This is a genomic window from Thalassoroseus sp., assembly GCF_984380535.1.
Window position 1 is genome coordinate 361,920 of sequence record NZ_CFHRBF010000002.1, and the last position, 12,473, is coordinate 374,392.

Genomic DNA, 12,473 nt, shown 5'->3' on the forward strand with positions numbered 1-12,473 from the left:
GACGTAGCTTAACAAAAATCGAGGCGGCGGTTGAGGATCTTTGTGACAAACTGCCCCCTGCCAAATTGTCAGTAACACCACGCACTGACACCACGAACACTACTTACCACAACTACATAACATAGTGAAAGTTACGTCATGAACTGACAAAATACCAGTCGATTCACTAGTAACTTCTATCCGTTGGTACGAAATGTGCACGAACAGACCAACTGCAGCGAGTTGCAACTGACATACAACTCAGATTTCATAAATTGGGATGTCATCCCTACATATCGGCGGTCCCGCCGGTTTGTGGATTCAATGTGGAGTGAGGAGAGCCAGCGATGCCCGTTTTTCGTTGGGGGCAAGCTTGGGGCGGTGCCTTCCGCGACCTCGAACGTGAGGTCGATCGGCTGTTACAAGGTGTGAATTTAACGTTCGAAGGCGTGCGTTTCGGGCGGCAATACCCACCGCTGAATCTCTATGAACTCCCGGACGAATACCTGCTGACCGCGGAACTCCCGGGAACGCGGAGCGAAGACCTGGAACTGACCGTTGCCGGCGGAATTCTCACACTGAAAGGCCGTCGCGATGAACTCAAAGATGTGCCCGAAGAGAAATTTCGGCGAAGCGAACGGTTTCATGGCAACTGGCAGCGTTCGGTCACCATTCCCGATCGCGTTCGCGACGAGGAAATGACGGCCGAATTCAACGATGGCATCCTGAAGGTCCATCTCCCCAAAGGGGAAGAGACGTCACCGCGTCAAATCCCGGTGGTGGAAAGTCACGACACATGACAGATCATTCCGACCCCACACGATCTGCGGACGAAGTCCCGATCGAACAGAATCCGGATGGAACCAATCCGCTGCCCACGGACGATGCTACTTCCGCTGAACCGGAAGAGTATTCTGGCGAGGACTACGGCAGCGAAGAACGTTTCCTCTTCACTCCGCCAATCGACATTTACCAAACCGAGGAAGGGTTGGTTCTCCATGCCGACTTGCCGGGGGTGTCGTTGGAGACGTTAGACTTGCAGGTTCAGGACAATAAACTCACACTGTTCGGTCGGGTCGCCCCCCCTGCACCGCCCGATGCACAACTGACGCATTGCGAATACCGGGTTGGCGACTTTCTCCGTTCGTTCATTCTCAGCGATGAAGTCGATCACGACCGCATCCGAGCCACTTTGAACAACGGCGTACTGCGTGTTGTCCTCCCGAAGGCCAGAAAATCCGAGCCGCGACGGATTCAGGTCCAAACCGATTGAGAATCTCATCTCGTGAATTTAGAACCTTACGGCGAACCGCTGGCCGAACTCGATACGCCTGCATTGTGCATCGATTTGGATGCGATGGACCGGAACGTCGAGCGGATGGCGACGCATCTGCGTGAGCGGAATGTACAATGGCGGCCGCATCAAAAGTGTCACAAGACCCCCGCGATCGCCCATAAATTGCTCGACGCCGGTGCGATGGGAATGACCTGTGCGAAAGTCTCCGATGCGGAAGTGATGGCCAGTTCCGGCGTGCGGGATTTGCTGATTGCCAACATGATCGTCGGCGAGCGGAAACTCGAACGCTTAGCTAGCTTGTGTCGCTGGGCTGACCCCGTTGTCGCGTGTGATCACTTCGTTCAGGCGGAAGCACTTGCGGAAGTGTGTCGTCGTCGTGGCGTGACTTGCCGAATGATTATTGAAGTCGACATCGGTATGAACCGTGTCGGTGTTCGGCCGGGACGAGACACGTTGGAGTTGGCCCAGGGCATCGACAGGTTAAAGGGCGTCCAACTAGCCGGCATCATGGGGTACGAAGGGCATTTGCTACGAATTCCCGACCCTGAGGAAAAACGCCGACAAATCCACGAGGCCATCGGCACACTGATTCACTGTCGTGATCGGCTGCTCGAAAACGGTTTGAATTGTGATATTGTTTCCGCCGGTGGAACCGGTTCGTATCAAATTACCGCCGACTGCGAAGGCGTCACCGAACTGCAAGCTGGCGGCGGGATTTTCGGCGATCCGTTCTATATCAAGCAGTGTGCACTCGCGGACCACGATTCCGCATTGACGGTGCTCGCGACAGTTGTCAGTCGTCCAAGCCTGACCCGCGCGGTGCTCGACTCCGGACGCAAAACGCTCCATGCGGATTTGGAACTTCCGATCGTCAAACACTTCCCCGATGCGAAGGTGCAATCGCTTTCGGCAGAGCATTGTCTCGTCGAACTTGGGCCGGAATCGCAGGACCTGACGATTGGTGACAAAGTCGAATTGTTCGTCGGCTATGCGGATTTGACGACCGTGCTCCACGATCGTTTCTACGGCATTCGTGATGGCATCGTGGAAACCGTTTGGCCGATCCTCGGTCGCGGCAAACTCCAGTGATTCCTACCAGGCGAGCTTCGTGACGACGACTTGATGGTCCGATAAGCGTGGGGCCAAATGTCGCGTGGAAACGCTGTGAATGTCGCCGACGAGCCAAATTTGATCGAGCGACAAGACCGGGAACGGTATGGGCCAAGTTGCGGCATGGCCTTGGCCGGATTCCTCGAAGGAATTCCGCATTGTTGTTCGCCAGGAATCGAAGAACACCGAATCGGTCGGAGTGTTGAAGTCGCCCATGACAATCGCCGGGTTCTCCGTCACCTTCCCAACGAGTTCTTCAAGCGATTTCAACGCCGCCTCGCGGTGCGTGCCCCACGCCTTGCTTTTGATATCGACGACGAACACCGTCAGTACTTGCTGCTTCCAACGCAAGTCGACGCGGCCGTAGAATGACCCCGGATGCAGTTCCCCATGCTCTCGAGAAAGCACTTCTGCCTTCGTAATCACTGCTAACTGATGTGGAAACGTCACGACGTTGCGATCGGTGAACTCGTTGATCCAAAACTCCGGACGTTCGGCTGTGATCGTGGCGGCTTCCACGAGGCCGATGATCGGGGCATCATGATCGCGAAGGAATTCCGCAATTTTCGGCCAAGCGTGTACGCCGCGTTGGGTATTCCACAGGAGCACGGACACCTGCGATGGTTCGTTCGGGTTCGCCTTCAGGAACAGACACGAACTTCCCCACCAGCCAGCGCACAACACCGCAAGGCAGACTGACAACTCGGCCCATGGAATTTTCCGCCGCCACCAGAAGACCGCTGCGATGCCGAAATAGCTGACAGACTGGACGATCAACGGCGTCATGTAGTACACAACCGCGATCCGCGGGATGTGATCTCGGAACGTCAAACGGAGCAACAGGCCCAGAACGCATACGCCACCGACAATGTGGGCGATCCGTTCGGCGATCTTGGCGACCCCAGAATCTTGGCGGAACCAAGAACTGTGTGGTGCGGAACTTTCGACTGGCGGAGGCTCGGCTTCTAAAGTCGTGGACACAGCGACTGTTCCTCAAGCAAGAAAACGTGACTCATTCAGTCGTGAGCCTGCTCTAACAGCATCCCTTGCAAATCGATTGAATCTACCTTCATGTTTCCGCAAACCCACGAAACCAACAAAATCGGCCCGACCGAAACGGCAGAATCGTTTCAACCGGACCAATTTGAAGTTGGGGAATCGTCGCGAATTCGGACTGACTAATCTTCGTTCAGCGGACGAATTTTGATGCTACGGTAATAGACCACGCTACCCGGATCGTGTGCTTGCAACGCGATGCTGCCAGAGCTGAGTTTGCGTCCGCCTTCGATATCGGTCGGCTCGGTGTAATCGACGATGGTTTTGCCATCCACGGTCAACGTGATGTGTTGCCCTTCGACTTTGATGTCGTAGACGAACCACTTGTTATCTTTGTGTGGGCATTCGAAGTTCTTTTTGACGTTGTACAAGCTGCCGGTTTTAACCGGGTCCTTGTGCGTGCAGTTCACTTGCGCTTCGTGTCCCAATTCCGGCCAGCCGGACTCTTGGTACTTGGTGTGGAAGTAAATTCCGGAGTTGCTACCGGGTGTTGTCATGACTTCGGCTCGCAGTTCGAAGTCCTTGAACTCCCGCTTGGTGAACAAGTGTGACCGCTCGCCATTGACGACGATCTTACCGTCTTCCACCTTCCACTTGCCGTTCTCGTTGAATCGCCAACCGGTCAAATCTTTCCCGTTGAAGAGTTCTACCCAGCCGTCTTCATCGGTGGCTTTGTCATCGGCTTGAACCACGCCGACCGAACAGCATGCAATCGCAACAACCGCCCAAACACTCAATTTGCCAAACGTGCGCATTAAACTTTGCCCTTACGAAATGGAGATATCACGAGCGCGATAATTAGAGATTTCGCGCCATTTCCAGAGCTAGCCTAATCGAGGCACGGAGGACAGGCAACACAGCCGCCAATTACCGGCCAAAAACCCGTCTACGTGGAGGGTTCTAACTCGGCTAAGGCGTCTTCGCGGGTGGGGCATTCGGACCAGAGAAAGTCGAAGCGATCGTTCTCGATGAGCTGAGATTTCTTCAGCAACTCCCGCACATTCTCATTGATGCCGCACAACCGACTCTGACCTTTGCAGAGTTTCGCTTTCTTGGCCAAGCTGAGACAGACGCCAATGAACGTGGAATCGATGAATTCAATCTGCGAAAAGTCGACCACGAGATTCTTGATCTCGGGCTGCTCGAACAGTTGATAGATCCGATTGTACTCTGTCTGAATGTCAGTATAGCGAAACCCAAACGCTTCCCCCTGCGGAGAAACGACGATGGTGTGTTCGCCCTGCTCTGTTTTTAGAACTTGATGGAATTCGAGAACCGATTGCAAGACACTCAATCTCCCGAAAAAGCTGAAGAAAAAGCCCGACGGCAGCGTACCGACCCGTACAGACTCCTCAAAGTCTAGCATCCTGAATCGTTCGACGCTAACAGTTTGTAAGTCCTCTTGTCTAGGAAATGAAACCTACTCAGCTGTCCTCTCACGAGCCAACCAACTACGTTGGCGATTCGCAAAGTCTTGGGCTTGGCTCACAAAGTCGACCTGGACGAACTCCTTCCATGCCGATTGCAACCGCTGATACACCGGGCCGGGGCGGCCATCTCCCACCGGATGTTGTTCGAATGTCGCTCCGTATAGTAAACAGAATGACGTCGCGGTGCAAAAAATTTCCTCGGCTTCCCGAAAATCCGAAAGCGTCAAGTCGGCTTCATGAGTGGTGATTCCGAACTCCCCAGCCAACCGTAACGTGTGGAATCGGCTGACGCCATCAAGCACCAATCGGGTGGATGGCGTGAACAGCTCGCCGTTTCGGACCATGAAGACGTTCCACGACGGACCTTCCGTAACGTACCCGTCGGCAGTGCACATCAATGGCCATGCCCCCGGTTCAATTGCGTTTGCCTGTTGGATTGCGATCTGCGAGTGAATGCGATTGCGGGTTTTCGTATGCGGATTCTGCAAACTTGGGGGCATTGCTCGCTGCTCGGGGACGACCAATCGCACACCGGCCTCGTAATAATTCGCAAACTTCGCCAGCCGGGCAATCAAGGGGAAACATTGAATACAGACGGTCGGTCGCAAATCCTCATCGGAGAATGCGACACGATACTCACCGCCCGGCCCTGGTGAAATGTTGTGCAGAATTTGCCATTCCATGTCTTCCGCTTCGGTCGCCTGATTGATCTCTAGCGTTTCGAGCGTGCGTGTTCTGATTTCGTCGCGTGATAAACCACAGTCGATTCCCAAGGTCCGCAGCGTTCGCTCCAACCGACGGAGATGATGATCCAACTCGAACGGACGCCCGCGAAATGTGCGGGTCGATTCGAACGCCATCTCTCCCCACAGTACGCCGGCATCGTAAAACGAGACGCGGGCTTCGCGTTCGGGGACGAACGAACCGTTGAGATACGCAATGCGATTCGGCATAGATGGAGCAGATGATGATGTGATGAGGACTGGTATGATGATGTGATTGACTCAACTTGGTCTATTCACACCTCATCATATCATCTGCAATCATGCTGGCCAGATTTGGCTACCACCGTCGACTCGCAAGACTTGTCCGCTGACGAAAGCACCATCGGGACCGGCGAAGAAACGAATCACCCGCGCGACTTCATCGACGAGGGCGATCCGATCGAGTGTGCCACCTTCCATGAGTTTGTTCGGGTCGGCTTGGCGTGTGCCGAGATACCGCCCGGTCCGTGTGTCGCCAGGAGCCAACGTGTTGACGTTCACGTTGTGCGGGCGAAGTTGTTCGGCCAAACACCGCGTGTATTCCACAACCCCGGCTTTTGCGGTCGAATAAATCGCACTGTTCGCGTTGCCTTTGAACGCCGCGATCGAACTGATCGTAATGATCCGGCCCTGTTTGCGTTCCATCATGCCGGACGCGACGGCTTGGCAGATGTAAACCGTGGTGAGCAGATTCCGTTCGAGCACGCTGCGGACGTCTTCGGGTTTGATGTTGACGGAATCGTTCGGATTGGGTTTCCCGCCCGCTGCCGCGATGTCGCCACCAGCGTTGTGCACGAGAATATCAACTGGGCCGAGTTCGCTGGTGACTTCCGCGACGATTCGTTGGACGTCTTCGGGTTTTGTAAGGTCGGCGAGCACACGATGCGTTTTCACGCCGTGCGTCTCGCCGATGGCTTTCGCGGTGTCGGTCAGGGTGGTGCCTTCGCCGTATTCACTCGGACCATGCTCCCGCATGCCATGCACACCGATTTGGCAACCCATCGCTGCCAATTGCTCTGCAAACGCACGCCCCAACCCCCGCCCCGCACCGGTAACGAGAGCCGTCTGACCCGACAATAACCGTGATGAATCTGCCAACGAACTAAAACCCTTTGATCGGAATATTTCTTGCGTGCCAGGGACTCAAACCCCCGCACCGTCTGACTCCTGTCTCCCGTTCCTTGCCTCCTGCCCCTACCAGCCGAGCGACATATTCGTTTCGATCGCCCGTTGTGCTTCGTGCAGATCGGAGCCGGTGTCTTGCATGAACAACCGGATGGCGTGGAGTTTGTCGCCACGAGCCCGCGCGAGGCAATCGCGAGCGATGTCCGACGGTTCCGCCGTTCCTTGCACACCGAGTAGGCTTTTGGAAATCACCCATACGTCGCGTGGACGAACCGTGGTGCGGAGCACTTCATCGTCGGGGTAATTCTCTTTGGCGAGTGCGACAGCCGCATCTTGGCTGTCCGCCCACCCAATCATGATGTGTGCGTTGGTTTCGATCTCGTAAAGTGGCATGACTTCTCTCCTCATCAACCAACCTGATCCGGGGTGCCCCACCATTTGGCGCATTGTTCCGATGCGGATTATAAACGGACGGCCAAAAATGCACCATCCTACGGCGAATCGTTTCCGCATCGAAAAAGCGGGTTGCCAGCGAATGCCCGGGTAATCAGAATACAAGACTCACATGACTTTACCGCGTCGCCAATGGAACCCAGTCTTCGATGTCTACTGCACTGAGTGAAGAAACGGCCTTTCAACGATCGATTTCTCCGACCGCGACCCAGCAGTACGGCGTTGATGAGGTTCATCATGCCAGCCCGGAGGACGGCGAACTGTTGGACGTCGCCTACGACTGGGATCGTGTACCGCTGCCGAAGTCGTTGAACGAGTTCAGCGCACGACGGGCGAACATCCAGAACCCGTTGGATCACAGTGGCGTGTGGCGATTTCGGGAGTTGCTCCCATTTGCACCGCCGGAGCAGATCGTCACGATTGGCGAAGGTCAAACGATGCTCCGCCCGTCGGATGTCGCCGCCAAACATGTCGGGGTGAATGCCGGAAATCTGTTTCTGCAGTACGAGGGATTGAACCCCAGCGGCAGTTTCAAAGATAACGGGATGACCGCCGCCTCGACACACGCCCGGATGGTCGGTGCAAAAATCGCCGCGTGTGCGTCCACCGGGAATACGTCAGCTTCGCTCGCGATTTTCGCCAGTGCGACGGGATTATTCCGAGCCGTCGTGTTTGTCGGCAGCGGAAAAATCGCCTATGGCAAACTCTCGCAAGCCCTGGATTACGGTGCCCTCACACTACAGATTCTTGGCGACTTCGATGACGCGCTCATCCGCGTGCGGGAGGTGTGTCGCGAGCGGAACATCTATCTGTGCAATAGCGTCAACCCCTTCCGACTCGAAGGCCAGAAGGCGATCATGTATCGCGTGTTGGAAGGGCTGAATTGGGAAGTGCCGGATTGGATCGTCGTCCCTGGCGGCAACCTGGGCAACTCCAGCGCGTTCGGCAAAGCGTTCATGGAACTCAAGGAACTCGGCCTGATCGACCGTATTCCACGGTTGGCCGTCATCAATGCCGCCGGTGCGAATACGCTGTATCGGTTAGTCGAGGAAGACGGGCTCGCGTGGAATGGCGGAAATGTCGACCGCGCTCTTGTCCAGAAGTTCTATGATGAGATGGACAGTGAAAACCGTCGTGCGTCGACATTGGCCAGCGCGATCGAAATCAACCGCCCGGTGAATCTCACCAAGTGTTTGCGGGCCATCGAAGTGTGCGACGGTGTCGTAAGGGAAGTGCCCGACCAAGCGATTCTCGAAGGCAAAGCGGTCGTGGGACGCGGCGGTTTCGGTTGTGAACCCGCTAGCGGTGCGAGTGTGGCGGGTGCGAAACTTCTCCGCGAGCAAGGTGTGATTGCCCCCAGCGACCGCGTGGTTTGTATCCTCACCGGTCACCAGCTCAAAGACCCGAACATCACCGTCGGTTGGCACATGAGTGATACCGAGAAAATCAACGCAACTCTCGGCAAAGAAACCATCACCGCGACCCCAAATGCCAACAGCCCGGTCGTCGTTGAAAATGACCTGGAGAAGATCATCGCCGCCCTGGAATCTTGTCACTGACTTTAAGCAAGATGCGATTAAATTTCGACGAATGGGATACCGATCCCGAGAAGCCAAGATCGTCCGCGGAGGAATGGCTGTGGCTATTCTTCTTCGCCGGAATTGGAGCCGTGCCATTTTCGATTTATCAATGGAAGGTGGACGCGGCCGGATTTATCCCGCTGCTTTGTGGCCTGTCTGCGATGGCTGGGGCGTTTTCGCTCGCGATTCACAGTTGGTTTGAGGAACTCCCAATTACGTTGGCCTTCGTGCCCGGTGCCATCGCGGGGGCCGGTGCGTATGGGCTCACATCGTCACTGCTCGATCTCGGCGGTCAGTACCCGCTCGAAGTGTTGTTTCTTGCAAGCGCCGTTGGTTCGTTGCCAGGAGTCGCCGCGTACGTGATTGCTATGCGTCGTTACTACTCCTGATCGCGAAGCCGAACATCGTTGACAAAACCACACCAGAGAGCCATTGTGATGGCTAGTGGATTTTCGATCACCTAAGGGGGCGAATCTCATTTGAGTGTGAAGCATTCAACGAACCGAGGTGATTGCAATGCAGGATCGACGTCAATACCGAGCCGCCCGACGATATGCCCAAGTACGTTTAGAGCAGAACTGTCCGACCGACCGAATCCGAGAGGAATTGATCGACCAGGGACTCGACGAAGAGACGGCTGCGAAAGTTGTCGTGGAATCTTGTCGCAAAATTGCCAAAGCGAACTCGGAAATGGGCACCGGGAAAGCGTTGTTCGGAGCCTTCGTTTGTCTCTTGGGAGTCGCAGGAACTGCTGTCACAATGAGTGCAGCTAAGGACGGCGAGCCATTCACTGTCTATTATGGAATGATCATTGTGGGAGCCATGTTTTTCGTTCGTAGTGTGGGCATCGGCGATTAATTCACAACGGCAACTCAATTTGATTGAGATGCCAGGATACGATTCATGAATCATCGAACCAATGAAGAGCTCTATCACACAATCCGACAGATTAAGCTGTTTGCGATTGTCAGTATTGTGGGCCTGCTGGGACTCGGCTTTCTGGTGATCTTTTTGGATCAGAGTACGGAAACCTTCGAGGAAGCTGCCCGCTATCGGCCACCCGCGGAAAGTCTCGACCAACCGCCGCAAACAGATTCCGCACTCATCGGCCCACCGGTGCAAGGTCAGACGGTTTATGTGCCGGCTTACTCGCACATCTACCACTCCGATGGCAAACCGTCTCTGCTGACGATTACCCTGAGTGTCCGCAACACCAGTTTGCAACATGGCATCGTCGTTGACTCCGTCCGCTACTTCGACACCAACGGCAAGGAAGTCAAATCGTATCTCAAGAAGCCACTCAAACTCGGTCCGCTCGCGACCACCGAGTTCCTCGTCGAACGCGACGACACCACCGGCGGTAGCGGCGCGAACTTCCTCGTCAAATGGACGTCAGACGCGACCGTCTCCGCCCCAGTGATCGAAGCCATCATGATCGACACCAACACCCAACAAGGCATCTCCTTCGCCCGCAGCGGCGTCGTGATTGAAGAACTGGGTTCCAGCGAGAAGTAACATCATCAAGTGCGAAGTGCCTCTAAATTCCTGCGCTATACAGGAAACCGGCGGAAGTCGAAAACGCGTGAGCTTTCACCGAGACCGTGTGACGGTTCTCTGTATCCGTAAAGTACGCGAAGCAGCCTTTGTTCTCCAACTTTCGCGAGACAGAACTCGCGACGATCAAACTTAGTCTGCTCTAAAGATGAGCATGTTGTGTGGACCCCCGCTGATCATCAAGCGTCTCTCGATCGGCAATGTGCCAGATGAAGAACCAATGGCAACTCAGTCCAATCAATACAGCGACATGCCAAAGTTCATGTGGGCCAAGGACCCTGGGAATCAAGATGGGCCAGTGCAATTGCAGCAGAACTGCCCCGCATGAATAAGCGACGCCCCCCCAGACCAACGGCTCAATCAGCGAAAACGAATATCGCTTCCAAAGGTTCAAGGCCGACAACGCTCCGATCCAACCAAATGCCAAGAACAGGCCTGTGCCAAACCAACCAGATGTTGAATTGAAATAAAGGATTCGGAAAGTCATTCCCAAGATCGCTGCTCCCCAAACAACGACAAGGAGAAGCAACCGGGTGGGACCGCGATAGAGAATTGTAAATGTGGGCGTGAACGTGCCTGCTATCAGCGCAAAAATCGCAGCGACGTCCATGCGTTCCATCACATCCCGACCGCTGCCAGGCCAATGCATGTGATAGAGACTGCTCATCACCAACAGCAAAACACTTGTAAACCCGAACACCGCCAACGCCACAACTCGACCGAAATCACCGCGTCCACGACGAATCAGTAGCCCAGTCATACCGGTAAAGACCACGGCAGCGATCAGGTGGCTAAAACTGCTAAACGGTTCTCGAAAACAAAGCAGCGAATCAACATCAATACTGGCTGTCATCACCTCACGCGCGGACAAATCTTTCGGCTCCAACGAATATTCGAATCATGCCCAATCATTGGCATTGGCGGGCGAGGTCTCAAGTATAAATCGCCATCGAAAAAGAAGAACGCCGAGTTTGCCATTGGCTCACTCGGCGTTTCAATTTAGAACATTCGAACGGTGGACTCTATGCCGCCGGGCGTTCGTATTTTTTGTCGCTGGGGATTTCTTTCAGCAGCATTTCGATGAGTTGCTCGCTACCGATGTCGTTGGCTTGGGCGGCGTAGTTGCCGGCGAGGCGGTGACGCAATGCGGGACCGGCGACGGATTTGACGTCTTCGACGGTGGCATGATAGCGACCGTAGAGAATCGCCCGGGCTTTGGCGGCGGTGACGAGGGTGAGCACGCCACGCGGACCGGCTCCCCAACTGGCCCATTTATTGATGAACTCCGGCGCTTCCGCTTCGCCGGGACGCGAAGCTCGCACGAGTGCCCATGCGTAGCCGAGAACTTGGTCGCTCACCGGCACGCGGTTGACAAGTTCCTGATATTTGACGATTTCCTCGCCACTCATCACCGGCGCGATTTTGCCCATGTGTCCGCCAGTCACGCGGCGAGCAATCTCCCACTCCTCCGCACCGGTCGGGTAGCCCACACGGATGTAAAGCAAGAACCGGTCGAGCTGGGCTTCCGGCAACGGGTACGTGCCTTCTTGTTCGAGCGGGTTTTGCGTGGCGAGCACAAAGAACGGTTTCGGCAACACATGCCGCGAACCACCGGCCGACACTTGCCGTTCCTGCATCGCTTCGAGCATCGCCGCCTGCGTTTTCGGAGGCGTCCGGTTGATTTCATCCGCCAGCAACAAGTTCGCGAAAATCGGACCGGGCAAGAAGGTGTATTCCCGCCGTCCGGTTTCCAGATTCTCTTGGATAATCTCCGTGCCCGTTACGTCGGACGGCATCAGGTCCGGGGTGAACTGAATCCGTTTAAACGTGAGATCGAGTGCTTCGGCGAGCGAGGAAATCAGCAACGTTTTCGCCAATCCCGGTACCCCTTCGAGCAGGGCATGGCCACGGGCGAAAATCGCGATGAGAACTTGCTCGATCACTTCATCTTGGCCCACGATGACCTTCGAAAGTTCATCACGAACGCGGTTGTAAGACTGCTCGCAGGCTTGGACGGCTGCAAGATCATCGGGCGAAGCGGTGGTGTCGGTCATGGTCAAATCTTTGCTAGTGGTCTGTCAAAAGATCGTTTTCGGGTGCCACTGACTTTGCCAGTGCGAACTCA

15 protein-coding genes are annotated in these 12,473 nt (G+C 55.3%); 7 read left to right on the forward strand and 8 right to left on the reverse strand.

Translation table 11 applies throughout. The features are described 5' to 3' along the window. Nucleotides 1–326 precede the first annotated feature (326 nt). The 3 genes from AC5DDB_RS03790 to AC5DDB_RS03800 are packed head-to-tail and all read left to right on the forward strand — an operon-like array spanning nucleotide 327 to nucleotide 2,365. Entirely contained in the window at nucleotides 327–779 is a 453-nt protein-coding gene (locus AC5DDB_RS03790) for an Hsp20/alpha crystallin family protein (protein ID WP_491738344.1), read from the forward strand. Further along, nucleotides 776–1,252, forward strand: a complete 477-nt coding sequence (locus tag AC5DDB_RS03795; protein WP_491738345.1) for an Hsp20/alpha crystallin family protein — start codon at nucleotides 776–778, stop codon at nucleotides 1,250–1,252. Before AC5DDB_RS03790 ends, AC5DDB_RS03795 begins: the two co-directional genes overlap by 4 nt. A 12-nt stretch (nucleotides 1,253–1,264) precedes the next feature. Then, nucleotides 1,265–2,365, forward strand: a complete 1,101-nt coding sequence (locus AC5DDB_RS03800; protein WP_491738346.1) for a DSD1 family PLP-dependent enzyme — start codon at nucleotides 1,265–1,267, stop codon at nucleotides 2,363–2,365. A gap of 3 nt (nucleotides 2,366–2,368) precedes the next feature. On the opposite strand, the gene AC5DDB_RS03805 is transcribed toward AC5DDB_RS03800, so the two are convergent. From AC5DDB_RS03805 to AC5DDB_RS03830, 6 genes are all read right to left on the reverse strand, one after another. After that, nucleotides 2,369–3,367 (reverse strand): endonuclease/exonuclease/phosphatase family protein, encoded by a 999-nt coding sequence (locus AC5DDB_RS03805; RefSeq protein ID WP_491738347.1) that lies wholly within the window; start codon nucleotides 3,365–3,367, stop codon nucleotides 2,369–2,371. A gap of 197 nt (nucleotides 3,368–3,564) precedes the next feature. Further along, nucleotides 3,565–4,197, reverse strand: coding sequence for a 3-keto-disaccharide hydrolase (locus AC5DDB_RS03810; RefSeq protein WP_491738348.1), 633 nt, complete (start codon nucleotides 4,195–4,197; stop codon nucleotides 3,565–3,567). Nucleotides 4,198–4,328: 131 nt separating this feature from the next. Continuing rightward, nucleotides 4,329–4,727 (reverse strand): STAS domain-containing protein, encoded by a 399-nt coding sequence (locus AC5DDB_RS03815; RefSeq protein ID WP_491738349.1) that lies wholly within the window; start codon nucleotides 4,725–4,727, stop codon nucleotides 4,329–4,331. Nucleotides 4,728–4,862: 135 nt separating this feature from the next. Beyond that, nucleotides 4,863–5,825: an aminotransferase class IV gene (locus AC5DDB_RS03820; protein ID WP_491738350.1), complete on the reverse strand. Its 963-nt coding sequence runs from the start codon at nucleotides 5,823–5,825 to the stop codon at nucleotides 4,863–4,865. Nucleotides 5,826–5,915: 90 nt separating this feature from the next. Next, a complete protein-coding gene (locus AC5DDB_RS03825) occupies nucleotides 5,916–6,734 on the reverse strand; it encodes an SDR family NAD(P)-dependent oxidoreductase (protein WP_491738351.1) in 819 nt (272 codons plus the stop codon). A 96-nt stretch (nucleotides 6,735–6,830) separates the two neighbouring features. Then, nucleotides 6,831–7,154 (reverse strand): DUF6793 family protein, encoded by a 324-nt coding sequence (locus AC5DDB_RS03830; RefSeq protein ID WP_491738352.1) that lies wholly within the window; start codon nucleotides 7,152–7,154, stop codon nucleotides 6,831–6,833. A 209-nt stretch (nucleotides 7,155–7,363) separates the two neighbouring features. Between AC5DDB_RS03830 and thrC the strand changes: the two genes are divergently transcribed. From thrC to AC5DDB_RS03850, 4 genes are all read left to right on the forward strand, one after another. Then, nucleotides 7,364–8,773, forward strand: coding sequence for a threonine synthase (gene thrC, locus AC5DDB_RS03835; protein ID WP_491738353.1), 1,410 nt, complete (start codon nucleotides 7,364–7,366; stop codon nucleotides 8,771–8,773). A gap of 11 nt (nucleotides 8,774–8,784) precedes the next feature. Further along, a complete protein-coding gene (locus AC5DDB_RS03840; protein WP_491738354.1) occupies nucleotides 8,785–9,183 on the forward strand; it encodes a hypothetical protein in 399 nt (132 codons plus the stop codon). Between the two features lie 127 nt (nucleotides 9,184–9,310). Then, a complete protein-coding gene (locus AC5DDB_RS03845) occupies nucleotides 9,311–9,652 on the forward strand; it encodes a hypothetical protein (RefSeq protein ID WP_491738355.1) in 342 nt (113 codons plus the stop codon). 45 nt (nucleotides 9,653–9,697) lie between these two features. Continuing rightward, complete coding sequence (locus AC5DDB_RS03850; RefSeq protein ID WP_491738356.1) at nucleotides 9,698–10,309, forward strand: DUF3124 domain-containing protein; 612 nt, start codon at nucleotides 9,698–9,700, stop codon at nucleotides 10,307–10,309. A gap of 181 nt (nucleotides 10,310–10,490) precedes the next feature. Here the strand turns inward: AC5DDB_RS03850 and trhA are convergent, their stop codons facing one another. Further along, a complete protein-coding gene (gene trhA / locus AC5DDB_RS03855; protein ID WP_491738357.1) occupies nucleotides 10,491–11,201 on the reverse strand; it encodes a PAQR family membrane homeostasis protein TrhA in 711 nt (236 codons plus the stop codon). A 169-nt stretch (nucleotides 11,202–11,370) separates the two neighbouring features. Further along, nucleotides 11,371–12,402: an AAA family ATPase gene (locus AC5DDB_RS03860; RefSeq protein WP_491738358.1), complete on the reverse strand. Its 1,032-nt coding sequence runs from the start codon at nucleotides 12,400–12,402 to the stop codon at nucleotides 11,371–11,373. Between the last annotated feature and the right edge of the window lie 71 nt (nucleotides 12,403–12,473).

Excerpts from the sequence above, each read along its gene's own strand:
- AC5DDB_RS03810 (WP_491738348.1), bottom strand. The coding sequence starts at position 4,197 with ATGCGCACGTTTGGCAAATTGAGTGTTTGGGCGGTTGTTGCGATTGCA.
- AC5DDB_RS03830 (WP_491738352.1), bottom strand. The coding sequence starts at position 7,154 with ATGCCACTTTACGAGATCGAAACCAACGCACACATCATGATTGGGTGG.
- thrC (WP_491738353.1), top strand. The coding sequence starts at position 7,364 with ATGTCTACTGCACTGAGTGAAGAAACGGCCTTTCAACGATCGATTTCT.
- AC5DDB_RS03845 (WP_491738355.1), top strand. The coding sequence starts at position 9,311 with ATGCAGGATCGACGTCAATACCGAGCCGCCCGACGATATGCCCAAGTA.
- trhA (WP_491738357.1), bottom strand. The coding sequence starts at position 11,201 with ATGACAGCCAGTATTGATGTTGATTCGCTGCTTTGTTTTCGAGAACCG.
- AC5DDB_RS03790 (WP_491738344.1), top strand. The coding sequence starts at position 327 with ATGCCCGTTTTTCGTTGGGGGCAAGCTTGGGGCGGTGCCTTCCGCGAC.
- AC5DDB_RS03840 (WP_491738354.1), top strand. The coding sequence starts at position 8,785 with ATGCGATTAAATTTCGACGAATGGGATACCGATCCCGAGAAGCCAAGA.
- AC5DDB_RS03860 (WP_491738358.1), bottom strand. The coding sequence starts at position 12,402 with ATGACCGACACCACCGCTTCGCCCGATGATCTTGCAGCCGTCCAAGCC.
- AC5DDB_RS03795 (WP_491738345.1), top strand. The coding sequence starts at position 776 with ATGACAGATCATTCCGACCCCACACGATCTGCGGACGAAGTCCCGATC.
- AC5DDB_RS03850 (WP_491738356.1), top strand. The coding sequence starts at position 9,698 with ATGAATCATCGAACCAATGAAGAGCTCTATCACACAATCCGACAGATT.
- AC5DDB_RS03820 (WP_491738350.1), bottom strand. The coding sequence starts at position 5,825 with ATGCCGAATCGCATTGCGTATCTCAACGGTTCGTTCGTCCCCGAACGC.